At 41.2% G+C, this 23498-nt stretch carries 20 protein-coding genes, 1 tRNA gene and 1 other RNA gene; 10 read left to right on the top strand and 12 right to left on the bottom strand.

Annotated features, from left to right (window positions below; all coding sequences use genetic code 11):
- The 3 genes from IKL48_02965 to IKL48_02955 all read left to right on the top strand — a co-directional run bounded on the left by IKL48_02965 (position 1) and on the right by IKL48_02955 (position 1654).
- Complete coding sequence (locus IKL48_02965; GenBank protein MBR3603634.1) at positions 1 to 240, top strand: acyl carrier protein; 240 nt, start codon at positions 1 to 3, stop codon at positions 238 to 240.
- Entirely contained in the window at positions 215 to 1354 is a 1140-nt protein-coding gene (locus tag IKL48_02960) for a hypothetical protein (protein MBR3603633.1), read from the top strand. Before IKL48_02965 ends, IKL48_02960 begins: the two co-directional genes overlap by 26 nt.
- 180 nt (positions 1355 to 1534) lie before the next feature.
- Entirely contained in the window at positions 1535 to 1654 is a 120-nt protein-coding gene (locus tag IKL48_02955) for a DUF2924 domain-containing protein (GenBank protein ID MBR3603632.1), read from the top strand.
- Between the two features lie 595 nt (positions 1655 to 2249).
- On the opposite strand, the gene IKL48_02950 is transcribed toward IKL48_02955, so the two are convergent.
- From IKL48_02950 to IKL48_02930, 5 genes are all read right to left on the bottom strand, one after another.
- The gene (locus tag IKL48_02950; protein MBR3603631.1) at positions 2250 to 2717 is read right to left on the bottom strand and encodes an ankyrin repeat domain-containing protein; all 468 of its coding nucleotides are present in this window, start codon (positions 2715 to 2717) and stop codon (positions 2250 to 2252) included.
- A complete protein-coding gene (locus IKL48_02945) occupies positions 2663 to 3733 on the bottom strand; it encodes a hypothetical protein (GenBank protein ID MBR3603630.1) in 1071 nt (356 codons plus the stop codon). Before IKL48_02945 ends, IKL48_02950 begins: the two co-directional genes overlap by 55 nt.
- 224 nt (positions 3734 to 3957) lie before the next feature.
- Positions 3958 to 4033, bottom strand: a tRNA-Asp gene (locus IKL48_02940).
- Positions 4034 to 4111: 78 nt separating this feature from the next.
- On the bottom strand, positions 4112 to 5014 hold the full coding sequence (murB, locus tag IKL48_02935; GenBank protein MBR3603629.1) for a UDP-N-acetylmuramate dehydrogenase: 903 nt from the start codon (positions 5012 to 5014) through the stop codon (positions 4112 to 4114).
- A gap of 8 nt (positions 5015 to 5022) precedes the next feature.
- The gene (locus IKL48_02930; GenBank protein MBR3603628.1) at positions 5023 to 5709 is read right to left on the bottom strand and encodes a hypothetical protein; all 687 of its coding nucleotides are present in this window, start codon (positions 5707 to 5709) and stop codon (positions 5023 to 5025) included.
- Positions 5710 to 5814: 105 nt separating this feature from the next.
- Between IKL48_02930 and IKL48_02925 the strand changes: the two genes are divergently transcribed.
- Positions 5815 to 7362 carry a hypothetical protein gene (locus IKL48_02925; GenBank protein MBR3603627.1) on the top strand — a complete coding sequence of 516 codons (1548 nt, stop codon included), beginning with the start codon at positions 5815 to 5817 and terminating at the stop codon, positions 7360 to 7362.
- A gap of 65 nt (positions 7363 to 7427) precedes the next feature.
- Here the strand turns inward: IKL48_02925 and IKL48_02920 are convergent, their stop codons facing one another.
- Positions 7428 to 8513 carry an LptF/LptG family permease gene (locus tag IKL48_02920; GenBank protein ID MBR3603626.1) on the bottom strand — a complete coding sequence of 362 codons (1086 nt, stop codon included), beginning with the start codon at positions 8511 to 8513 and terminating at the stop codon, positions 7428 to 7430.
- Positions 8513 to 9616 (bottom strand): LptF/LptG family permease, encoded by a 1104-nt coding sequence (locus tag IKL48_02915; GenBank protein MBR3603625.1) that lies wholly within the window; start codon positions 9614 to 9616, stop codon positions 8513 to 8515. Before IKL48_02915 ends, IKL48_02920 begins: the two co-directional genes overlap by 1 nt.
- 153 nt (positions 9617 to 9769) lie before the next feature.
- Between IKL48_02915 and IKL48_02910 the strand changes: the two genes are divergently transcribed.
- The 5 genes from IKL48_02910 (at position 9770) to IKL48_02890 (ending at position 19402) form a co-directional block, all read left to right on the top strand.
- Positions 9770 to 15187 (top strand): hypothetical protein, encoded by a 5418-nt coding sequence (locus IKL48_02910; protein MBR3603624.1) that lies wholly within the window; start codon positions 9770 to 9772, stop codon positions 15185 to 15187.
- Entirely contained in the window at positions 15168 to 15914 is a 747-nt protein-coding gene (locus tag IKL48_02905; protein ID MBR3603623.1) for a ComF family protein, read from the top strand. Before IKL48_02910 ends, IKL48_02905 begins: the two co-directional genes overlap by 20 nt.
- A 45-nt stretch (positions 15915 to 15959) precedes the next feature.
- Positions 15960 to 17240, top strand: coding sequence for a hypothetical protein (locus IKL48_02900; GenBank protein ID MBR3603622.1), 1281 nt, complete (start codon positions 15960 to 15962; stop codon positions 17238 to 17240).
- The gene (waaF, locus tag IKL48_02895; GenBank protein MBR3603621.1) at positions 17221 to 18750 is read left to right on the top strand and encodes a lipopolysaccharide heptosyltransferase II; all 1530 of its coding nucleotides are present in this window, start codon (positions 17221 to 17223) and stop codon (positions 18748 to 18750) included. Before IKL48_02900 ends, waaF begins: the two co-directional genes overlap by 20 nt.
- Positions 18751 to 18880: 130 nt before the next feature.
- Positions 18881 to 19402 (top strand): prepilin-type N-terminal cleavage/methylation domain-containing protein, encoded by a 522-nt coding sequence (locus tag IKL48_02890; protein ID MBR3603620.1) that lies wholly within the window; start codon positions 18881 to 18883, stop codon positions 19400 to 19402.
- Positions 19403 to 19459: 57 nt separating this feature from the next.
- Here IKL48_02890 and rnpB read toward each other — a convergent pair.
- The 4 genes from rnpB to gdhA all read right to left on the bottom strand — a co-directional run bounded on the left by rnpB (position 19460) and on the right by gdhA (position 22236).
- An RNA gene (rnpB, locus tag IKL48_02885) (RNase P RNA component class A) lies at positions 19460 to 19793 on the bottom strand.
- Between the two features lie 3 nt (positions 19794 to 19796).
- Positions 19797 to 20369, bottom strand: a complete 573-nt coding sequence (locus tag IKL48_02880) for a ribonuclease HI family protein (protein ID MBR3603619.1) — start codon at positions 20367 to 20369, stop codon at positions 19797 to 19799.
- A 126-nt stretch (positions 20370 to 20495) separates the two neighbouring features.
- Positions 20496 to 20813 (bottom strand): hypothetical protein, encoded by a 318-nt coding sequence (locus tag IKL48_02875; GenBank protein ID MBR3603618.1) that lies wholly within the window; start codon positions 20811 to 20813, stop codon positions 20496 to 20498.
- A gap of 73 nt (positions 20814 to 20886) precedes the next feature.
- Positions 20887 to 22236 (bottom strand): NADP-specific glutamate dehydrogenase, encoded by a 1350-nt coding sequence (gene gdhA / locus IKL48_02870; protein MBR3603617.1) that lies wholly within the window; start codon positions 22234 to 22236, stop codon positions 20887 to 20889.
- 148 nt (positions 22237 to 22384) lie between these two features.
- Between gdhA and IKL48_02865 the strand changes: the two genes are divergently transcribed.
- On the top strand, positions 22385 to 22762 hold the full coding sequence (locus IKL48_02865; protein MBR3603616.1) for a metal-dependent transcriptional regulator: 378 nt from the start codon (positions 22385 to 22387) through the stop codon (positions 22760 to 22762).
- Positions 22763 to 22812: 50 nt separating this feature from the next.
- Here the strand turns inward: IKL48_02865 and lexA are convergent, their stop codons facing one another.
- The gene (gene lexA / locus IKL48_02860; GenBank protein ID MBR3603615.1) at positions 22813 to 23415 is read right to left on the bottom strand and encodes a repressor LexA; all 603 of its coding nucleotides are present in this window, start codon (positions 23413 to 23415) and stop codon (positions 22813 to 22815) included.
- Positions 23416 to 23498: the final 83 nt, after the last annotated feature.

Genomic DNA, 23498 nt, shown 5'->3' with positions numbered 1-23498 from the left:
ATGGTAAAAGAAAGGGTGAGAGCTATTCTGAAACAGGTGTTAGAAAGTGAGATCCCTGATGGTTTTTCGCAATCAATGTCAGAAAATTGGGATTCGATTCATCACTTGGCTATACTAGTAACTTTAGAAAAAGAATTTGATATCTCTTTTACGCCAGAAGAAATAGGCCGAGTTGATTCATTTGAAATGTTAGTCAGCGTAGTTGAAAAAAAATATGAAAAAAATACGACCTCTAAGTGATAATGAACGTGCTTACAGGTTATTTGAAAAGTTCTATCCTCCAGTAATACAATTTGTCTTGCAATATCCAACACGGATTAAAGAGGATAAGTTGTCGAGTTCTATCGGGGTGTTGCGCAAACAAGTAAAAGAACTGCGCCTTCAAATTAGCAAAAATTATTTTTACGAGAAAGATTATCCTTTAACGATCGAAACGATAAATTCCCCGACATTTACAGGATATAATTGGGATGAGCTTGCTTGTTGGAAACGGAGTATTTTATCTACAAAACCAATTGAAGTTTTCTTAATCCATGGGAAAACAGATGATTTTTTATTTTTTCGAGTACATCATAGTTTAATGGATGGGATGGGGATACTGCAGTTTGTAAAGGCAGTATTTAATCATATAAATGGGAAGTCGGTCGCATTGCCAAATTGTTTTATAAGTGACCAGAATTTTATAAAAAAATTCATCCGGCGAAAGAGAGAATCTTCATTTTGGTTTAATCAAAAGTTACGACAAAATAGAAAAGAGGGGGCAGATTTTATATGCCGACGACTGTATTTGCAAAATATTTCTCATGGCTTGTTGTATAAGATTTGTTGTGTGTTAAAAGAATGTTATAGCAATTCCCCCGTGCGTTTTTGCATACCTTCTTCTGTGCGTTTTTTGCAACCGAATTTGAGCAGCTGGGGAAATTTAACTTTGCCGTTATATATTGACGTAACGGAACAAGAAATATGGAGCGATGTATATAAAAAAATGTTTCAATACCATACCCAACTGCAGATGTGTTCAAAGCAGAATATCCGATATCCGTTTTTACATTTGCCTGTTTGGTTAGTTATAGGAATGTTAATATTGTTGCAGAATTTTCAACGAAAAAGTGGCCGTTTTTTGACGGCGGGGATGATAACGAGTGTGGGAAAAGTCAATTTAATGGATTATGTCCTAGAAGATTGTATTCCTGTTTCTGCATTTATTATTCCTCTCTATCAGCCATTGTTCCCTCTGTCTATGTGTCTAACAGAACAAGGTAAAAATTGTGAAATTTTGCTTTGTACGGATTTAAAGGTCTTCCCCGAAAATTTATTAAATCAGGTAATGGAAAAAATCGCTACATTATCTTAAATTATTATATTGAACATTTATTTAAAATATACCTTGACTTCTAGGCCCAGAAGAAACGGTAATATGTATAGGAGGAAACATGCAAAACTATACACATTTAACCGAACGGGAATTACGTTTAAAATGGATTGAAATCATAGGCCGACCTATAAAAGTATTGATAAAAGTCCCAAAGCTACATTGGAAGTTGGCTCTAAAATGGTCCGGTCCTATCAAGGTATCAAATACGAAGTAGAAATTGTTGCTAATGGATATCTATATGAAAATAATCTCTACAAGAGCCTAAACACAACATTTTAATACAACTACAAGTATGGGGCGGCTCACATTAAATATGCTACTCTCATTTGCCCAATTGAATAAGTCCAAGCCGTAATGGCGGATAATCGTATTAATCGTCAGCATTATGACCCTAAAAAGAGCCTTTTGTGGGGCAGTTTGTAGAGCCGAAGAAACGTCCTAATACTGAACTTATCAAAATATTAAATCAGGCCTATACTTGGACCAAGATATACTGGACGGCAAGACTACGCAAGAAATAGCAAATAGAGATAAAGGATGTGTGCAATATGTCCGCAGGATCCTCAATTTAAGTTTTTTATCCCCTAAAATTGTCCGTAGTATCTTAAACGGTACCCAACCGGCAGATTGGCCCTTAAAAAATTGCTCTCAATAAAATCCTCAAACTGGTACGAACAAGAGCAAATCTTCTACAAATAATTGCAAGTGCGCGACTTCCTACCCAGTTCCGTCAGCATAAAAAGAGAATATTCACAGAAAAGCCAGAAAACCTGCCAAAATTCCCATGCTATCAGTCGTTTATAAAAAAATCCCCGTCGGGCAAATTGCCTAACGGGGATTTATGCTATAAACTCAAAACTAAAATACGGTGCTTTTAGTTTGGGTAGCAAAGAGCTTCTTCTTTCGCTCCGACAGATTTTAAGATATCAGCAATTTCAGTAAATCCTTTTTGTTCGGCTATCTGTAAGATGATTTCATTGAAATTGTTTTTGTAATTTCCATCTGCTCCGGTCTTTATTGAACGTTTAATAATTTCTACATTCTTTTTAATAATAGCAACCATTAAGGCGGATTCAGCAAATCTGTCTACGAAGTTTACATCAGTACCTTGTGTAATCAGATTTTTGACTTCGTCTATTTGGCCGTTTTTAACTGTGTTGAGTAAAGGGTGTATCCAAGTCGGTCCAGTGTATCTATGGGTTTCTTGGTATAAACACGGGTTATTGTCTGTAGGTTTGCTGTCAGTAATTCGGGCTGTGGTATAACTTGTTTCTATTTTTCTGTCACCTAATATGTAAAGATATTGTCTGTTAATTCCGCAGCTGTTTTTGCTCCGGCAGATTTTAAAATAGAAATAATTTCTGTATTACCTTTATCTTGAGCCAAATCTAAAGCGGTTTTTTGGGGTTCATAATGTTTGTCTCCCAAGTGTCCTATAAGGTTTATTTGACTTCCTTTTTTTATGAGTACTTCTACTAATTCTAGATTTTTATTTTCCACGGCCCACATTAAAGGAGACAATTTGTTTTCTTCGTCAATCCCATCCATGCCGGCAACGAATTGGCGCTCATAATATACTATATTTACATCCGCACCTTGTTCAATGAGCCATAAGGCTTTCTGTGTATCATTATTTTTACATGCTACTGACAGGGCGGAATATTTTCCTTCATAATATCCTCTACCATATGATGTCTGTTCTTTATCTATTCCATTTACATCTACTCCGTGGTCTTTTAGCAGTTGAGCAATTGTTAGAAAAGGGGTTTGTACAAATGCTTTAATTCGGGTGTTTTCATCGGCATCTTCCATATAGTTTCGTACAAAAGATTCATCCCCCTGTTGTGCCGCGTGTAAAAAAATCTCATTGGTGTGGCGTTGTTTATAGTTTTGCAACCATTTTTTTGTATAGGGGGCAATATCTTGGACGGTTTTACCTTGGGTATCTTTATAATCTGTATTTGCCCCGGCTTTTAGTAAAACATCCATTAACGTAAAATTCTGTTGTTTTGCTACACACATAAAAGCGGACTCGCCTTTTTGTTCTGTTTCTTCTTTAATTATCAGAACAGGCGAATTAACGTCCGCGTCATTTTTTATTAACCACTTCACTTTTTCTATATAATTTTCTTCACAAGCTCTGTAAAGTGCCGTTAATTTAACTTGCTTATCAACATCATATGCATAGCCATTTATTTCAACTTTGTATTGTAATAAATATGTACTTATCTCCACGGAAGGGGTATAAACAAAAGCGAGTTGAAGTGCCTCGCGGCTAGCTTTATCTGCGTATTCTTTTATGTATGCTAGATTATCCGTTTGAGCTGCTTGTAAGAATTGTTCGCTTTGTGGAATCATATTCGGTTTGTCTCCCGTTAAAAGTCATGCTTTTTTTATTATAGATTTTTTTGATAATTGCCGATACTCCCCTTTCTATCCAGTTCGATCGGCATAAAAATAAAATTCTTTCCGAAATTCTCAAAAATCCGCCTAAAACCACATGCTTAAAGTGGTGTATAAAAAAATCCCCGTCGGAGTTAAACTCTAACGGGGATTTATGCTTAAAATCAAAAACTAAAATACGGAGTCGACGGGATTCGAACCCGCGGTCTCTGCCTTGACAGGGCAGCGTGTTAGGCCAGGCTACACCACGACTCCAACGACTTAAATTATTTCGTACATATATTATAGCAACTTATAAAAAGTTCGTCAATTATTTTTATTTTACGAGAGAGATTATTTGCCAAACTCGCCCCATAAAATTTGTTCAAGTTCCAATTCAATGCCACTTTTTTCTTTTACTTGGCGTTTTACTTCGTCCATTAGATTTCTGATATCTTCCGGAGTGGCATGGTTGAAATTGATGATGAAACCGGCATGTTTTTCAGATACTTTGGCTCCACCAATGCTTAGACCGCGCAGTCCGGCCTCGTCAATCAAGCGTGAGGCATAATCTCCCACCGGCCTTTTAAAAACACTCCCTGCTGACGGAAAATCCAACGGTTGCTTTTCTATACGCTTATGCAAAACGGCATTTCTGGCTTCTACCAAAGAAGCAAAATCCTTTTTTTCCAAAGAAAATCCCGCCCCTAACACGATATAATTTTCTATGCCTTCCACGTGGCGATAGGCATGTGGAAGATTTTCTTTAAGCAGTGTAGCAGGACGTCCATCATAATCAATCACTTCTACATATTCCAAACAGTCAAAAGTCTCCTGTCCGAAAGCCCCTGCATTCATATATACCGCTCCGCCTACGCTGCCCGGAATGCCGGAAAGTTTTTCCATGCCGGCTAAACCTGCCCGGGAGGCGAGCTCGCATACTTTATCTAAAGCAACCCCTGCCTGAGCAGCCACTCTGTTTCCGGTGACGGCTACATGATTCATGTGTTTGGTGGAGCAGACAATTCCGCCTACTCCTTTTCCGCCTACTAAAATATTGGAGCCAAACCCAATGATGCGCAAGGGCACATTCTCTGTGCTGGCCAACTTAAGCACGAAACTCCACTCTTCGCTGGTGGTCGGATAGACATAAGCCTCCGCCGCACCGCCTGTTAAATAGGTGGTGTGGCGGCTCATCGGCTCGTTGAGTAAGCAGTTTTCCTTAAAATAGGCGGAAAGTTCTTGTTTAAAATCCATGTTTTACCTTAAAAGTGTACGCCTACGCCGCCTTGAAAACCTTGACTGTTTTTGGTGTAGGTATAGGCTCCATACAGATACACAAGCGGGAACGGATGGAAATTGGCACCCAATGTGTAGCGTACGGCATCATCATTGGTTTTGTGATGGGTCGGCCAATTTTTGGTTTGCATTTCGCTGTAATCATAACCCACACCAACGTAGGGCGTTAAGAATAATAAATTAACAGAGGCGGAAGCAGAGGCAGACACATGGTCCCCCTCGTAATAATCGGTTTGGTAGCGATCATAGAAAAGACCGGCAGAAAAATGTACCGTAGCCAAAGAGCCATGCCATTTTAAACCACCGCCGATGGATTGGAAATCATTATAACTGGTACCGCGTGCGGCTACACCCATGCCGATAATGGGGATTTGCGTTTCAGCAGTAATAAAAGGAGCATAAAAATAATCTTCACCGGTGAAGTTGTCATTGGCTGTTTTGACGGCAGAAAGGGTGGCGCCTACGTCAAAACCGGGAAAAGAGGTGCCTTTGCCGGTGTGGAAATCAGCCATACCAATCATGGTAGAAATATCGTGGTTGTATTGAGAAAATCCAGCCACATTGAAATGATCTTTAAAATCACTGTTCATACCGGCAAAAGCAGGTACGGAAAAAGCAAAGGCTAAAAATACGGCTAATATAATTTTTTTCATGGGTTATATCCTTGTTGATAAATTTTCCTACATATCATATCATAGAAAAAGAGAGCATTTTTCGCAAGGCGAAAATAAAAAATTTTATTTATTGGAGGAAAATTTATGGTTAGTCCGTTAGCAGGTACTTTAACTAAAGAACGCATTGATGTAGAAAAATTGCGTCAATTGTTTTGGGAACCGGAAGGAGAAATCGCTCCTGTAAAATTTGGCACTTCCGGTCATCGCGGTCAGTTGGGAAACGGTTTTTGCGCTCGCCATGCTTTGGCAATTGCGCAAGCGGTGGCTCAAATTCATTTGGAAGATAAAATCGAAGGCCCGATTTTGTGCGGAGGAGATACTCGTTTAATGTCTTACGATACGGCCAAACTTTGCGCCGAAGTGTTGACCGCAAACGGACTAAAAGTGATTTTGCCCGACGGTGCTTTGCCCACGCCGGTCTTTTCTTTTGAAATTATTCAAGGCAGAGCCAGTGCCTGTTTAAATGGTACTGCCAGCCACAATCCTCCGCAAGATATGGGACTGAAATACAATCCCTCCAACGGTGGTCCGGCTGGTGCGGAATTGACGGGACGTATAGCCAAATATGCTAATGAATATTTAAAAAATCCCTCGTTGATTAAGCGTATTTCTCTGGAAGAAGCGAAAGAAAAAGGCTTATTGTTGGAAGCGGATTTACTGACTCCCTATGTAAAAGCATTAGGTAAAATGGTAGATTTTGAGGCTATTAAAAAGGCTGGTTTGAAAATTGCCATTCATCCATTAGGCGGCAGCAGTTTGGCCTACTATCGCGCAATAAAAGAAATGTATGGCTTGGATAATTTGCACATTGTGAGTGAACTTCAAGATCCGTCTTTTTACTTTATTCCCATTGACCATGACGGCAAAATCCGCATGGATCCCTCCTCTGTATATCCGATGAAGCCTTTAATTGACATTGTTTCCTCCGGTGAATATGATGTGGCCGGAGCTAGCGATCCGGATGCAGACCGTTTTGGCTGTGCCACAAAAGAGGGGGGGCTTGTTCCTCCTAATCATGCTTTGTGTGTGGTGGCGGATTATTTAATTGAAAAGAAAAACCCGAAAAAAGAAATGCAAATTGGTCGCACATTGGGTACCACTTCTTTATTAGACCGCATTGCCGCTGCCAAAGGATACGGTCTTGATGAACAAAATGTAGGTTTTAAACATTTTGTAGATGGCATTGTCGGCGGTCGCTACATTGTAGCAGGCGAAGAAAGTGCCGGTATGAGTATGAGCGGTTGGACCCCGGAAAAAGACGGCATTTTGGCGGTTTGTTTGTTGCTGGAAATCGCATCTACTAAAGGAGATATCGCCGCTTTATACAAAGGACTGACTGAGAAATATGGCTTGCCATATTATACACGCGTAGATGTGCCCACTGAAGAAGAAGCCAAAAAACGTGTGCAATCTTTTAAGAAGGAGGATTTAAAAGATTTGACTGCTGTGGCGGGAGAAAAAGTGACGGGCGTGCGTGATAGCGATGGTATAAAAGTATATTTAGAGAACTCTTGGTTCTTGGTTCGTCCCAGCGGTACGGAAAATATTTTGAAGTTTTATGCCGAAACTTTTGTGGGTGAAGATCATTTGCTCAAAATTATTGAAGAAGGCAGAAAGTATTTTGGCGTATAGCATTTACTAAATAAAAAAGGAGCAAGCCTTTTGGTTTGCTCCTTTTTTTATTGCTTTAAATGAGTTTATAATTTCAGCCACTTAAATTCAAAGAAAACGACTATGCTAAAAATAAGTACCGGGCCCCACCCTGCCAGAAAAGGGTTGATATAGCCATTTTCCCCAACGGAAGTAATCATGCTGATCAACCACCAAAAAGTAAAAGCAATAACCATAGAAGCAATGATATTTAAGATTTTACTTTTTCTGCGCATGCTGATGGCAAACGGCATTCCCAAAAGACACATGATTAAGGTGACAAACGGGGCAGCCCATTTGGCTTGACGTTCGGTTTCTGCCGAATAATGTGCCAAACCCATTTTTCTGAAAAAATTAATACGTTTGCTTAAGTCACGGATACTTAAAAGTTTGTTTTCTGTTTTGCTTACGGACATATCTTGCGGTGAAATTTGGAAAGAAGAAGTTTCTTGTGCAAAAGATTCATCTTTTGTTTCTAAGGAATCTACAAAGATGCGTTTGGTGCCGTCTTGCAAAACCCAAGCGTTTTTCTCTTTGTCCCATACCATACGTTTGGCTACTACTTGAGAAGATATATTCCAATTTTTGTCATAAGAGTCTACGGATACATCTTGCATTTCTCCTAACCCCAAATCCACTTGTTTGGCGTAGAGCATTTGATTGGGGCCGATTTTCATGGCGACGTCCGATTCTGCATTTAAATTGAAATTTTCGCGATATTTGATTTTGGTGTAGTATACCGTTTCGGCTTTAATATTAAATGGCGGAACAATAAATTCCTGTATGGCCATGGTAAAAGCAGATACAACTACAATACAAAGCAGTACCGGTTTGAAAAGTTGGCGCGGGGCAAAACCGCTGGCAACACAAGCGGTCCATTCTCCGTTGGCTACCATTTCTGAAATGACGGAAATAGCCCCCAGCAAACAAGCCACCGGCATAACGGTAGTAAGCCAACTTGGAAAGGTAAGCAGAGAATAGGTCAAAATAGCCCCTAACGTGGAATGACCATTGCTTAGTGTTTTGAGTTTTTCAAAGGTGTCCCCCAAGACCACTAAAGCAGCAAATACACCTAAGGCAAAAAAGAAAGGCCCCCAAAACTTTTTGGAAATATATAAAGATAATCTGCTCATTAAATATTTAACCTCTTTTTCCAGAGATAGCACGCCACCACTGCTCCTACGACCATTGGCAACCACGGACCCGGATACGACAATAAGGCATATTTTTCACCCAAACTGAGGCCCAGCGTCATCAGTAAATAAAATACAAAAATGATAATCACGCTAAAGAGCATCCCCCAGCCCTTGTTGGTACGTTTGCCCAAAGAAAAGCCTAAAGGACAACTGATGAAAAGCAAAATAATAGGGGCAAAAGCCATCACATTGCGTGTGCTGACTTCGGTGCGATATTCGGCTTTTTCTTCCGGCGTCATGCGACCTTGTTTAATCATGCGGAAAATTTTGGTGGTGGTTCTTTCGGCCACGCGACGGCTGCGCTTGTGATCTCGCGTAAGGGAAATGTTCATTGTATATTGATCAAAATTAGCAGCGATAATGGCCGTCGGATCCTTAGAATCAATGCGTTGCATTTGTCCGTTTTGCAATTGCAGACCGATGGCTTTATCGGTCAAAATTACCTTGCCGGAGCTGGCATTGACTTTGGTGCTTAAAGCATCTTTGTCATTTTTGCGGATTAAATGTATTTGTTTTGCCAAGTCTGAAACTTCGTCTAAATCTTCTAAATACAAATCCCATTCTCCCAAATTTAAAAAGGTTTTAGGCTCTAAGGTCACTTTGGTGATTTTTTGTTTGGCTTCTTCGCGCAAATTGAGCATGCGTTGATAACTGCGCGGGGTCAACCAATTAGCGGAGAAAAATAAAACAATCACAAGCCCGATGGCGCAAAAAAGCATCGGCTTTACAATTTCTTTAAAAGAAAAACCGGCCGCCCGCAAAGCAATCAGTTCCCCTTGTTCGCTCATGCTGGTCAGGGTTAAAAGTACTGCAATTTGAAAGGCCATCGGTGCGGCCATCGTGAAAACATTAGGAAGCACGCTTAACAAAGAAGATGCTATCCACCACCAGCTGGTGCCGTAATTCATCGCCATTTCCATAATGCGGATAAAATGGTTCATAAAGATGACAAACATCAAAATCCCCACCACTCCTATAAAGAAGGTTAGTAGAGTTTTGGCGATATAGCGCGTAAAAATACCGGGACGTGCAAGTTTCATAGATAATCTTATTCTAACAAATATCAGACTAAAGACGGGCAAAAATATCAGCAAAAATCTATTCTTTTTTAATCAGTCAAAAAATAACCCCATATTACCGTGAATAAGCAGACAAATATTATACAATGAAAGAATGAGGTTTTTTATCGTCTTATGAAAACCGCACGGTGGTTTTTGTCTCTGTTTTTAATCCCCCAGCTGATTTTCGGCCCGTACTTGCAGGCCGAAACGCTACCGTATAGTTTGGTGGATCGGGACCGTTATGACATTTTTGAAGACGAACGCAAAGCCAAAGCCGAAGAAGAACTCATTATCAAAGATACCCCCGATGATGCTCAACTTTTAAAATATACCAATGAATTTTGGCGCCAAGCCGTCACCGCAGTAGAAGGGGACTATAGTTTGGATAAGGAGCCGGAACCGATTCCGGACCTGACTTTATTAAACCCCACGCTTTCCTTGCCTATTTACGGCACCAATATCGCTTTGACGGGGCGTTATGTGGTGGGATTTAAAATGGACGCCAAACGCTACATCGAAGATGCCAACAATGACATTGAAGAAAGAAATATCCGTAATTTTGAAATGCAACAGGAAATGCAAATCAAAATGCAGGGTAAAATTTTGGACCGTATTTTTGTAGATATTGATTATGACGATAAACGCGAAGATGAAAAAACCTTGTCCGTAGCCTATCGCGGTAAAACGGGGGAATTTGTCCAGTCTGCTGAATTTGGTGATATTAATTTATCTTTACCGCAAACGGAATTTATTGCCTATCAAAAACAACTTTTCGGTGCCAAAGTACATCTGCAGCACAAAGATTTAGATTTGCGCATCATTGGCAGCCAAACCAAAGGCTCGAGTAAGCAAAAGCAATTTATCGGCAGCAGTGTATTTGAAATCGTGTCTATAGCTGATGTGGATTATATTCGCCGTACTTATTATGACTTGACCTTCGGCAGTAATGTGGGACTCAATGGGTTGGGTGCGGGAAATATCCTACCTGGTACTGAAGAAGTGTATCTCTATACCAATACCACAGACGGCGATTATGTGCCCATCTCTTTGACAGCGCGAGACTATGCCGATCCTGCGATCTCTTTTTCGGCTAAGTTTAAACTTTTGCAGCGCGGTGTGGATTATACCGTAGACTATAACCGCGGGATTATCCGTTTTGCTTCGGCCCAATCTGCGGCCAGCGTGATTGCGGTGAACTACCAAAAGGCTTCCGGGCAGTGGCTCAACACCAATCAAAATGAGCCGTATTTGATTAAAACCGAAAACGAGAAAGGAGCCAATGGCGGTGCTTGTCCTACGTATGCGACGCCGGGGGGAGAAGTGGGATGCCGTTTGGAAATGAAAACCTTTTACTCCGTGGGGGCGCAACAGATTACGCGCGATAACGGAAAAGGCAACTTTATTCTGACTTTGTTAGATGCCAACGGACAAGAGGTAGGGTCAAAAATTGGTCAAGTTTATCCAGCCACAATAGATATGGATTTTGACCGAGGTATTTTTGAACTTCAAGATCGTATGAATGATGATTTAGGGTTATACAATGCCACCCCTGTTTCTTCTAAAAACCGTACCTTTAAAGTAGAATATACCTCCACCGTAAAAACGTATTTTGTGGAATCGGATATCGTGATAGAATCAGAATCTGTCAAACTTAACGGCCGCCAACTCCAGCGCAACAATGACTATTATATAGACTATACCTCCGGCTTTATTACCTTCTACAAAGGAGATATGATTACCGAAGATTCCGTCATCGATATTACCTATGACACTACCAACGGTTCCAACTCCAATAACTCTTTAATTGGGGGACGTTTGGACTACAAAGTTTTTGACAAAATCAAGTTGGGCAGTACGGTGCTTAAGGAAGGCTGGGACAAACCGCAAACAGTACCCCAAATCGGAAACTATGCCAAAGATTTGCTCGTCTACGGAGCCGATATCAATGCCAAAGATTTACAACTGACAAACAAGATAGCGGCTGATTTTGGAGCAGAAGTCGCCAAAAGTGAAAAGAATGAAAACGTGTACGGCTATGCGATGATCGATAGTATGAACGATGCTAATATCCAGATAGGCGGCAGTAGAGTTTTTTATGATTGGACCATTGCCGCCAACCCCAACGGCAAACCCGCTTTCTTGGACTCTATTTCTTGGGATACCCAAGAACTACCCATGCTGGAAATTAACCCCAATGCTATCGGCACTTATAATGAAAAACAGCAGGTCTTGGTGATTAATTACGATTTTACAAAGCCTCAAACGGTTGGCTTAGGGAGTTATGCTTCCCACGATGAGGTATCTATTGTATACCCGTTAAGTGACAGCGGGGTAGATTTGTCTGACAAAACTTCATTTGAACTGACGATGCTCGGTGAAGGAAGCGCGGTGCCTGCTCCGGAGTTGAATGTCACATTCGGTAATATTAGCGAATATTCAGACTCGATTAATCCTTTAACGGTACCTGCCGGATTGGTAGAGGGTGGCTATGGTATGTACACTACCTGCAGTGGCGGAGAGGCAGCCCCCAAGACCGAAGACGTAAACTGTTTGAAAACATTGGCTCCCAATGAGGACAGAGGTTGGTGGTTTGCTAACCCGGACGGCACAGTGCAACGTTTTGACCCTTTTACCAAAAATATTTACAACCCTGAACGCCAGCCCAACGGCCGTATCGACAGCCAAGATTTAAACCATAACGGAAAGTATGACCCCGAAGATGTCAATGTCGGCGGAAGTTTCGGTTATGGCGGAGTAATGATTAACGGCATGACGAACAATAGCCTCTCTTACGACGGTTGGAAAACTTTTACTACTCCTTTAACTATAGATATAGATAAGAAAGATTATTGGAACGCAGTACGCCATTTACGTATTACGTTAAAATTAACCGATGAAATGAAAGCAGGCGGAAAACTGAAAGGTACGGTGAAAATTGCCAATGTGGCCTTAGCCGGTACGGCTTGGAATCCGCAGGAAGATACAAACCCCAATAAATTTGCGGTTTCCGGTATTAATAACGTAGATAACACCAACTATGTGCCCATTTTTAGCCCCAATACCGGAGATGGTTTGCAAGTATTTAATGAGTTGTACGGCTCGGTGGCCAACTACAAAGCTCAAAGTGATAGTGCCAATATCATGGACCAAGCCTTGAACCTGACTTACAAGGATATTACCGTCGGAGATAGGGATGCTTTGTTTGCCAATCGCAACTTCAAAACGATGGACTTTACCCAACATAAAGAGTTTCGCTTTTTGCTTCACAATAATGAGGAAAATGCTGGTGCGGAATTTTTCTTGAAAGTGGGTACTGATGAAAACTATGACAAAATTATTGTCCCTTTAGGCGAAGGCAAAAACGAGTGGCGTTTAATTACATTAAAAATGCTGGATACAAACGGAGACGGCATTACCGATACTTTTGAAAATATTTCTCCGGCCGACTACGGCGTAGAAGTGCGCAATGTGCGCCAAAATGGCGGTATCTTGAATTTCAAAAAAGTCAGTATGATTATGGCCGGTATTTCCGCTAAATCGGAGGTAGTGGATGAAAACGGAAATGAAACGTACAGCGGCGGCGGTAGCGGTTCTGTGTGGCTCAACGTCATTCACTTGGCAGATGCTATTACCACCAAAGGTACGGCTTATAAAGTAGACGGCGTGGTACGCATGGACGGGTGGGGTAGTGCCGGAGCCAAATATAAATATATGGATGGAGATTTTGAAACACCGCTGACGGTTTCTAAAGACCAAGAAATTACGGAAGAAGAATATTTCTTAAAGGTGGACCGCGTGAAACATTTCCCGATGGAGGCTACGTTTAACCGCAGCACAATCGTCACACCTAATATTGCCGATACGACCGACTACAACACCATCAGCACCTTAGATAAAGGTTCGGTAGAGCGTCAACAAGCGGTGGTGCGTGGGGATTTTGTGAAAGACAATTTGCCCAAAATAGGCCTGCAATATACGATGGACCAAGTGGATTATGACTTAATGAAACGCAAAGATAAAGAGCAAACATATGCGCTAAATGTGAGCCATGAAACAAAGGGTGCATTTAAAAATATTAGTGCCGGTTATTCTTTTACCGATACCAAGATTCATTATGCGCAGGAAAATCATTCCGACTCTAATTACAATACGCAAGAGCAAACTCAACGTTTGAATATGAAGTTAAAATATGAGCCGAATAAAAATTTCAATTTTACACCGTCTTATAGTTTGATGCAAAGCAAAGAGGAGCGAACCCAACATAACCCTTCTGCGCCTACATACCAGCGCCGTTATCCTAAAGGAATGAATCAAAATGTTGGTTTTAACAGTACATGGCGCATTAATAAGTGGTTAGCCCCTTCCCTTAGTTATAGCATTGCCACTACGGAAACCAATAATTTGGTGGCAAAAAAATTTGGTACCGGTGCCAATGAGAAAACCTTTGAACCGGGAGAATTAAAAAGTTTAAACCGTAATGCAGACGGCGGTATTTCTCTCACGTTAAACGGCAATGAAATTATGCCCAAGAGTAAACTGTTTAAGAATTTTGTCATTTCGTCCAGTTATCGCATGCAAGATGCTGACTCTTGGGATTATATAGATGAAGATTTTGACGGGAAAAAAGAGTTGTGGATTCGTTCTTCTCTCTCCGGTACCGGTAAATATGCCAATCGCCAAAGTTTAATTTTGCGCGATACCATCACTTCTTCTCAGCGTTGGATGCCTTTGGCTGCGTATGATTTGGGCGGACAAATGGCCCCCTTAAAAACAATTTCTTTTTTAAACAACTTTACGCATAGTACCCAAGAAAATAACCAAACGGGTACGGTCTATGAAAGCAAAAGCATGACATTGCCCGATGCTGTTTTTTCCATTTCCGATTTGGAAAAATTCTTCTACGCAGGACGTTGGGTCAATTCTACTAATTTAAAACTTCGCTTTAGCGAGGTGGAAAGCCGCACTGTCGGCAGTGATGAGAAAACGGAGCGAAAATACGGAGCCGATTTCCGTTTTCTGCTTTTTAACTTTTTTGATACGGTGCTGATGTATGATAAACAGGACAGCTGGAAGGATGATTTGAAGGCGGGGGAAAGTTTGGAACAAATACATGGGGAGAATTTTTCTGCGCAGACTTCTTTTTATGTAGGCAATTGGCGTTTTACACCTAAAATTCTTTACTCGGAATATGAAAGGCAATTAGTGCGCGGACAAATCGGTCAAAGCAGTAGTGAATTTACCCCTAGTTTAAATGTTCGTTTGGACTTTAATTTGCCGCGCGGTATTAAACTGCCTTTTGTAAACCGTATGTATAATGCCACCAACCGCGTGATTTGGAACACCACTTTGTCTTATACACAAAAAGAGTCCCCTGTGGAAGTAAATGATAACTATGACAAATTGGATATTCTTTCTTCCTTAGATTATGAACTTTCTCAAAATTTGCGCCTGAACGTGGCGGCAGGAGTCACGTGGCTCAACCATGCCTACGTGGCAACGGAAGATTATATGGCGTATAACTTGGCGGCGAATGTCACAATTCAATTTTAATTTTTTGACGAACTTAAAAGAAATATTGCTGCATGTGTTGTTGCCAAATACATGTTATGCATGTTGTCGGGACTTGGCGTATAGAGACACATCTGCTTTGTGTCCGTCTTGTTTGGCAAATATCAAAACGGTAGGCAATTTGTATTGTCTTCGTTGCGGTAAACCTTTGCCGGACGGTGGAGCGCATTGTTATCAATGTCGCGGGTCTAAAACACATCGGTTTAAATGTAGTCTTATTCGTTCTGCGGTGTTGTTCGGGCCTGAAGTACGAGAATTGGTGCATGCTTTTAAGTATGCAGATCAAGCCTATCTGTCAGATTTTTTGGCGGATATAATGCTGGCACATTATTCAAAATATTCAGAATTATCAACAGCGCAACTGCTGGTACCGGTTCCTTTATATCATAAAAAGGCCCAATCGCGCGGTTATAATCAGGCGGAGTTGTTGGCTTCGGCTTTAGGTAAAAAATTAAAGGTATCTGTTGGATGCCAAATTTTAAAACGGGTGAGAAATACCCCTAGTCAAACAAAATTGGGCAGAGAAGACCGCTTAAAAAATATGTGTGGTGCTTTTGCATGTGTCAGGCCGGAGCAGGTAAAAGGCAAAGTGATTTTGTTGATAGATGATGTGGCTACTACGGGTGCTACGTTGGAAGGGTGCGCGGAAGCCTTAAAAAAAGCCGGTGCTAAAAAAGTGATGGCCTATACTTTTGCTCGCGAAAACTAACGGAAAAGCACCGCACGAAGATACAAAAATAATATAATAAGATATATGGGCAAATTTCTATTGCTTTTAACTAATTTGGCTTTTCCGTTTGCCGCACTGGGTGTGTTGTTGGGGTTTGTGTTTTCGGCTCGCCGCCGCGTGCTTAAAACTTTGTGGCAAGAACTCAAAGAGCGTTTTGCTCTTGAGCAGGAAAAGGATATCCCTCAAGGGGCCTTGTGGATACACTGTGCCAGCGTGGGGGAAGTGAAATCTGTCCAAACACTTATCAAACAGTTAAAATCTCTTTATAAAAAAGAAGTCATCGTCACCACTAGTACGGTGGCCGGTCGCGCCGAAGCAGCCAAAAATCCCGATATTCAAAAAGCCTTTTTGGTTCCACTTGATTTTTATCTTTTCAGCACTCGTTTTGTTCGTTTGGCAAAACCGCATCGTTTGTTTGTGGTGGAACGGGAAATATGGCCCAATATGATTTATGCGGCTGAAAAAGCCGGTGTGCCTGTGATGCTTGTTAATGCTCGCATTTCTCAAAAAAGCACACGTGCCTATAGCCTTGTTAAGCCCTTGTTTAAGATGTTGTTTGGCCAAATTGCGTTGGGTGCCATGCAAGATGAAGACGCCGCCAAACGATATGCCACGTTGGGATTGCCGGAAGAAAAAATTTTTGTTTGTGGAAACGTGAAATATGACACGCTCAACGATAAACCCGCCAAACTAAAAGAAGTAAACAGTTTAATCAAAAAGTTAGGCTGGAGTAAGAGCCAAATTTTAGTTTGCGGCAGCACACACCCGTTAGAAGAAGAATTGATTATAAAGGCCGCTGCGGCTTGGGCAGAAGCCGGAATTAAAATTATTTTTGCTCCGCGCCATTTAGAAAGAAAAGAAGAAATTAAAGCCAATTTGCAACATCAAAATCTTCCCTTTGCCTTGCTCAGTGAGAAGAAGTTTCCCAAAAATACGGTTATTTTGTGTGCCGATACGATGGGCTTTTTGCAATCTTTATATGCTTGCGCGTCTTTGGCTTTTGTGGGGGGGAGTATTGCTCCTCGAGGTGCGCATAATTTATTGGAGCCTGCCATTTTGCAAAAAACAGTTCTATTCGGAAAGAGTTTTTATAACACGCCCGATACAGCCCACGCCTTGCTTTCTTGCGGCGGTGCTGTGTTAGTAAATGCAAACAATTTCAAAGCAACGGTACTTCGTTTGTGTAAGGATAGTGCCGGGCTGGAAAATATGGCCGCTAAGGCGCGCCAAACGGCTCTTAGTTTTAAAGGAGCCACCCAAAATATCATGGGAGCTGTAAAAGATTATGAACGAAAAACAACCTAAAATATTAGTGGTTCGTTTGTCCTCCTTAGGAGATATTGTGTTGTCTTCTCCGGTGTACAAGAACCTAAAAGCCAAATGGCCTAACAGCCATATTACATTGCTTGTCAAACCGCAGTTTGCGCAAGTATTAGCAGGTCACCCCGATATTGATGAAATTATGGTGGCTAAGAAAAATCTTTGGGGCAATGTCCGCCAAGTACGTGCGGGCCATTTTACCCACTTCTTAGATTTGCATGCCAATTTAAAAAGCATTTTGATAGGGTTTTTTAGCCGCATTCCTAACAAATTGCGCTATAGCAAAAATCCGGTCGCACGCCGTATGTACGTGCGCTTTAAAAAGAATTCTCCGGTATTGGAAAAACATACTTTGGAACGTTATTTGGAAGTATTGAAACAATGGGACGTGCCTGTGGTACATAAAAAACCCGAACTGAGCGATTGGGCTTATAAAAATGCCAATTTAGAGGGCAAAAAAATTAATAAAATCGCTATCTTTCAAACTTCTTTTATCGGAGACAGTGTATTGACTACTCCGCTTGTGCAGAAAACGGCAAAATTGTTTCCCGATGCTAAAATTTTAGTAATCACCCGCCCGCAAACTGACGATATTTTCCGTCCGATGAAAGAAGTGGATGAAATTATCTTAAACGATAAAAAAGGGTGGAATAAAATTGCCGGTGTGTGGAAAACTGCCAAAGCCATCAAAAAAGCCGGTGTAGATATTTTACTCGTACCGCACCGCAGCTTCCGCAGTGCGCTTATTGCGTGGCTTAGTGGTGTGCCTATACGTATTGGTTTTACCTCCAGCGAGGGGTGGTTCTTCTATACCAAAACGGTACCGTTTAACTGGATGGTACATGATGTAGAGCGCAACTTGTCTTTGTTGCATGGAATTGTGAAAGAAAATTTCAAAGCGGAAAAACTCAATATGCGCTATGCTCCCAGCGCTGAAGAAAATGTGGCCCGTTTGATGAAAGATTTTAACTTGGAAGGAAAAACCTTAGTGGGTATCCATCCGGGTTCTGCGTGGCCTACCAAATGTTGGCCGGCTGAAAACTATGTAGAGTTGATTAGTCGCATACAGACAGAGTTGAAACTGCAGGCAGTTATTGTCGGTGGGGCAAGCGATGCTGATTTAGGTGAAAAAATCTGTCAGCTCTCCAACGGTCATGCTGCCAGTTTGTGCGGAAAAACCAGCTTGTCTGATTTGATGGCTTTGATGAGTCATTTAAAATTGTTTATTACCAATGACTCTGGCCCGATGCACATCGCTACTGCGTTTGGGGTACCTACTTTGGGTATTTTCGGTCCTACCACTCGCGAGTTGGGTTTCTTCCCGTATGGATCTGACAGTCGCGTTATTGAGGTGAAAGGATTGGAATGTCGTCCCTGTGCCTTGCACGGCGGTAAAAAATGCCCGAAAGGACATTTTAAATGTATGCGCTTAATTACGGTAGACGATGTATTTAACACTGTAAAAGAGATGCTACAAGAAAAGAAAGTAATTTAGGTTGTTTAAAAACACAAAAAACCGCTCCTATGAAGGGGCGGTTTTTTTGTAATATAAAAGTAAGATGTTTCGTAATTAAAGAATAAGTATTTTTGATCTACTTTTGTAAAAGATGATGTGTGCCAAAAATATGAAAAAATTATTTAAAAAAGTTTCAGGTTTTACACTGATTGAATTGCTGGTAATTGTGCTGATTATTGGTATTTTGGCAGCAATAGTGGGGCCGCTATATCAAAAAGCGGTGTTTCAATCTCGTATGACAGAAGCTTTTGCCAACTTAAAGACTATTTCTGATGCCCTAAAACTTTGTGAATTGGAACATGGAAAAATAGAAGGTTCTTTTAGTAGGTCTGATGCCCCCGCTTGTTATTACGCAAGCAATTTGTCTATCAGTATCGGAACGGTGGAGGATGATTTATCTTCTTCTTTTTCGACGGAAAATTTCTCTTATACAATTGATAGAGGATCTCTGACCGAAGAAGATACAATGGTGGCAGCCTATAATCCAAAAACAGATGTTTGCATTTGCATCTATGAAGATGGGCACTTTGAAACTGATGCAGAGCAAGCAGGCTGTGGCGGGGGGACTTATCCTGATTTTAATGTAGCAGAAGCATTGGATATTGAAGAAGGAAATTGTAATTGTTGTTAAAAAGGAACATCTTGAAATAAAAACCGGAGCCAATCGAACTCCGGTTTTTTTATTATAATGTTTGACGGCCCATACCCCAGATTCTGTCAGGTATTAAACCTGTGAGAACCATTACTCTAAGCGGCCTACTCTGTCTCTGATGCGGGACACATATGGACATATTTGGCCTTGCTCCTCGCGGGGTTTACCCTGCCGCACGCGTTGCCTTGTGCGCGGTGCGCTCTTACCGCACCTTTTCACCCTTGCCCGTAGGCGGTTTGTTTTCTGTGGCACTTTCCGTCTGTACGGATTTTACCCCGTACAGCCCAATCTTTCGGTTGGCGCGTTTCCCTGTGGAGTCCGGAAGTTCCTCCTCAAGCATAAAACTTAAGGCGATTCTCTGGACCGTCAAATTTTAAAATCCGTCAAATAAAGAAGGCTGCGCTGGATTGGATTTTTTCTTTTTAGCGGTGCCTTTTTCGTCACGCACCACTACTTCCACCGGTACACCGTTGACTGTATTGTCTTGCGGTTTAGTAGTGGAATTTGTGCTGGACGGATGTAAATTTTGAATCGGGTTAAATCCTACCGATTGTTTTAAATCCATCGCTTTATTAGCCAAAGCATCCGGCTCTTTGTTTAGGTGGCGAAGAACATGTTGGATTTGGATATGAAAGGGCCGCGCCAGCTGGCGTATTTCGGTCATTCTTTCCGCCAAATCCGGATTTTTGATTTTATACTCGCCTAAATATTGTTTTACCAATAATAAAGAATCAGAGATAATAGACAGTTGTTTTGCACCTAATTCAGCTGCTTTAATTAATGCCAAACGCAGGGCCGTATACTCGGCCTGATTGTTGGTGCAATGCGGTATATAATGCCCTTCTTGGGCTAAAATTTTGCCGTTTTCGTCTTTGATAACATAAGCTGAAGCCCCAATGCCAGGATTGCCGCGACTGCCGCCATCTATATTAATAATTACTTTCATATCTTTATTTTAGCAAATATAAAGTCCGGCATTAGTATAACCAAAAGATTATGGGGGGATATATGTTTCAAAAGATTGCAAGGTCGGGCTTGTTGGCATTAGTGATTATAGCCATTGGTTTAGATATCAGTGCAAGGTTTGTTTTTCTGGATTAAATAGCACTGATGTTTTTGACTTTAATAATTCGTTTGGGCAGTTTTTGAGCTTTGTGGAGGCTTTGCCAAAATGATAGTTTTTGCTTTTTTTAAAAAAATCAGTTAGACTATCTATAGCACAAGCAACCAGTGCGGGACGCCGAAAAGTAGGCCCGTATTGCGTAGGGTTAGAGTATTGAGCACTAAAACTCGCTAACTCATCTTGTGCTTTTTTTGTGCCTATTTTCTTATAATTTGGGTCTATTTTATACCCACTTAAAAGCCACCCCTTTTTTTCGTTATCATTCATAAAATAGACGATAAGAAAAAATAATCTTAAAAAAACCTCCGCCTAAGCGGAGGTTTTTTGATGGATAAGTATTTTATACAAGGCCTTGATCTATCATGGCATCGGCTACTTTTAAAAATCCTGCAATGTTAGCCCCTGCCATATAATTACCTTTCATGCCAAACTGCTCCGCTGCTGCTAAGCAGTTGTTATGGATGCTATTCATAATGCGTTGTAAATATTGGTCCACTTCTTGACGGGTCCAATACAAACGCATGCTGTTTTGGGTCATTTCCAATCCGGATACCGCCACCCCGCCGGCATTAGATGCTTTACCGGGAGAGTATAAAAGACCGGCCGCTTGAATCACTTCCGTCGCTTCAGGTGTGCAAGGCATATTAGATCCCTCTGCCAAACAGATACAGCCGTTTTTGACCAATGTTTCAGCATCTTCTTTGGTCAGTTCGTTTTCGCAAGCGGTCGGGCAGGCCACTTGGCAGGGAATATCCCACGTTTTTTTGCCGGCTCTAAATTCAGCCGTTGGGAATTTAACGGTATATTCTTTAAGGCTTCCACGTCTGACAAAGACCAAATCTTTGAGGAAAGCCAATTTTTCTTCATTGACACCGTCTTTATCGTAGATGCTTCCGTCGTAATCCATAAAACCTACAACTTTGGCACCCAAATGGCAAAGTTTTTCAATGGCGTAGATCCCCACGTTTCCGGCTCCGGAAATAATGGCGGTTTTACCTTGCAAACTATCACCACGCGTAGTTAGCATATTTTGAGCAAAATATACCACGCCGTATCCGGTTGCTTCCGGACGGAGCAAACTGCCTCCCCATGCCGGTTTTTTGCCGGTAAACGCGCCTGTAAAATTGTCTACCAATTTTTTATATTGGCCGTACATATAGCCTATTTCTCTGGCACCGCAGCCTAAATCTCCGGCGGGGACGTCAGTGTGATAACCGATGTGGCGATAGAGTTCATTCATAAATGAATGACAAAAGCGCATCACTTCATCGTCACTTTTTCCGCGAGCATCAAAGTCACTGCCTCCTTTCCCTCCGCCCAAAGGTAAGGTGGTTAAAGAGTTTTTGAAGGTTTGCTCAAAGGCTAAAAATTTTAGAGAGTCTTGCGTGACAGTCTGGTGGAAACGGATACCGCCTTTGTAGGGGCCTAAGGCACTGTTGTATTGAATGCGAAATCCGCGATTGACGTGAATTTCACCTTTGTCATCTTTCCAAGGAATGCGGAAAATAATAGTGCGTTCCGGTTCAACGATACGGTCTAAAATCTTTTCTTTAATATACTTGGGGTTTTGCTCTAAAACAGGTGCCAAACTTCCTACTACTTCTTTGACGGCTTGTTGAAATACTTTTTGTGCGGGATCTTTTTTAGATAAGCGGTCCAAAAAATCGGATGTATATTTTTGAATATCCATATTTTCTCCTTTTGAGATACTTCTTCTTTTATTATAGCAACAATTTTTCCTAAAACAAGCAAAACTTTTTCGTCGAAAAATATACTTGCAAATTGAGTAGAAAATGTTATGATATATATAAAAGTTAGTTTTTCTAAAAAGGGATTTTATGACGAAGCGTTTAAGTGCCAATATGGAAGATTATTTGGAAGCCATTGCTTTGGCCTGTAATGAGCAGGGGGCCGCGCGGGTGACGGATATCCGTGATTTAATGGGGGTTAAGACTCCCAGTGTGACCGGGGCTTTAAAGGTTTTGGCCGAGCAAGGATATTTAAAACATGAGCCTTATAAAGGGGTGGTGCTTACGCCCAAAGGTCGCCGCGCTGCCGAAGATGTGCAAGATCGGCACTCCATTTTAAGTCAATTTTTAAAAAATGTAATTGGCGTGAGCCCCAAAACAGCCAATATAGATGCTTGTAAAATGGAACACACCATCAGCAAAGAAACCTTGAGCAAATTGCATCAGTTTTTGGAAAAGCAGAAATAAAAAAGGGGCTTAAAAAAGCCCCTTTTTTAGTGGCAAATTAGTGAGAAAATTTAAAAATTACGTTTAATGATACTGCGCACAATTCCCTCTACGTGAAAACTGTGCCGATCTGCCACGATGGGGGAATATTTTTTGTTTTGAGATTCCAAAATAACGTTTGTACCGTCTTGGCTAAAACGTTTGACCATTACCTCTCCTTGATTAACGCAAACCACAATATCTCTGTTTTGGGGTTGGTGGTTTCTCTCTACAATCAGCCAATCGCGCGGAGCGATGATATTTTCCATAGAGTCGCCTTTGGCTTCTACCATAAAGCCTTTGCAGGCAGGAAAATAAATCATAGAAGGATCCACCGGCACTACGCGTGTAGGAGCCCCACTGAGCAAAGTGCCCTCCGGCCCACACTTGGCACAACCGTACATGGGCAGATAGACCACATTTCTTTCAGGGTCTTTGAGAATAATATAATCACGAGGATTTTCAGGATTGCGCTTTAAATAGCCCTTTTTTTCTAACTGCTTAATATGATGATAAGCCACACTTTTTCCGCTGACCCCTAAACGTTGGGCTAGTTCTTCCAGTGTTAAAGGGTCTGAAATATTATTTTTTAAAATTTCCAAAAGTTCTTCTTGTTTGGGATGAAGTTGTTTCATAAAAATATCCATTTGTTAAAAAGTTCTATATTTTGTTCTATCATTTTTTGAATAAATTTGTAAAGCAAAAAATGAAAAATGCT

The organism is Elusimicrobiaceae bacterium (assembly GCA_017520185.1).
GTDB lineage: Bacteria > Elusimicrobiota > Elusimicrobia > Elusimicrobiales > Elusimicrobiaceae > Avelusimicrobium.
This window is presented reverse-complemented; position numbering and strand designations above follow the sequence as displayed.

Coding starts and splice junctions, on each gene's coding strand:
- IKL48_02865 (MBR3603616.1), top strand. CDS start 22,385: ATGACGAAGCGTTTAAGTGCCAATATGGAAGATTATTTGGAAGCCATT.
- lexA (MBR3603615.1), bottom strand. CDS start 23,415: ATGAAACAACTTCATCCCAAACAAGAAGAACTTTTGGAAATTTTAAAA.
- waaF (MBR3603621.1), top strand. CDS start 17,221: ATGAACGAAAAACAACCTAAAATATTAGTGGTTCGTTTGTCCTCCTTA.
- IKL48_02960 (MBR3603633.1), top strand. CDS start 215: ATGAAAAAAATACGACCTCTAAGTGATAATGAACGTGCTTACAGGTTA.
- IKL48_02930 (MBR3603628.1), bottom strand. CDS start 5,709: ATGAAAAAAATTATATTAGCCGTATTTTTAGCCTTTGCTTTTTCCGTA.
- murB (MBR3603629.1), bottom strand. CDS start 5,014: ATGGATTTTAAACAAGAACTTTCCGCCTATTTTAAGGAAAACTGCTTA.
- IKL48_02920 (MBR3603626.1), bottom strand. CDS start 8,513: ATGAGCAGATTATCTTTATATATTTCCAAAAAGTTTTGGGGGCCTTTC.
- IKL48_02880 (MBR3603619.1), bottom strand. CDS start 20,369: ATGAAAGTAATTATTAATATAGATGGCGGCAGTCGCGGCAATCCTGGC.
- gdhA (MBR3603617.1), bottom strand. CDS start 22,236: ATGGATATTCAAAAATATACATCCGATTTTTTGGACCGCTTATCTAAA.
- IKL48_02900 (MBR3603622.1), top strand. CDS start 15,960: ATGGGCAAATTTCTATTGCTTTTAACTAATTTGGCTTTTCCGTTTGCC.
- IKL48_02915 (MBR3603625.1), bottom strand. CDS start 9,616: ATGAAACTTGCACGTCCCGGTATTTTTACGCGCTATATCGCCAAAACT.
- IKL48_02875 (MBR3603618.1), bottom strand. CDS start 20,813: ATGAATGATAACGAAAAAAAGGGGTGGCTTTTAAGTGGGTATAAAATA.
- IKL48_02910 (MBR3603624.1), top strand. CDS start 9,770: ATGAAAACCGCACGGTGGTTTTTGTCTCTGTTTTTAATCCCCCAGCTG.
- IKL48_02890 (MBR3603620.1), top strand. CDS start 18,881: ATGAAAAAATTATTTAAAAAAGTTTCAGGTTTTACACTGATTGAATTG.
- IKL48_02925 (MBR3603627.1), top strand. CDS start 5,815: ATGGTTAGTCCGTTAGCAGGTACTTTAACTAAAGAACGCATTGATGTA.
- IKL48_02945 (MBR3603630.1), bottom strand. CDS start 3,733: ATGATTCCACAAAGCGAACAATTCTTACAAGCAGCTCAAACGGATAAT.
- IKL48_02905 (MBR3603623.1), top strand. CDS start 15,168: ATGTCACAATTCAATTTTAATTTTTTGACGAACTTAAAAGAAATATTG.
- IKL48_02965 (MBR3603634.1), top strand. CDS start 1: ATGGTAAAAGAAAGGGTGAGAGCTATTCTGAAACAGGTGTTAGAAAGT.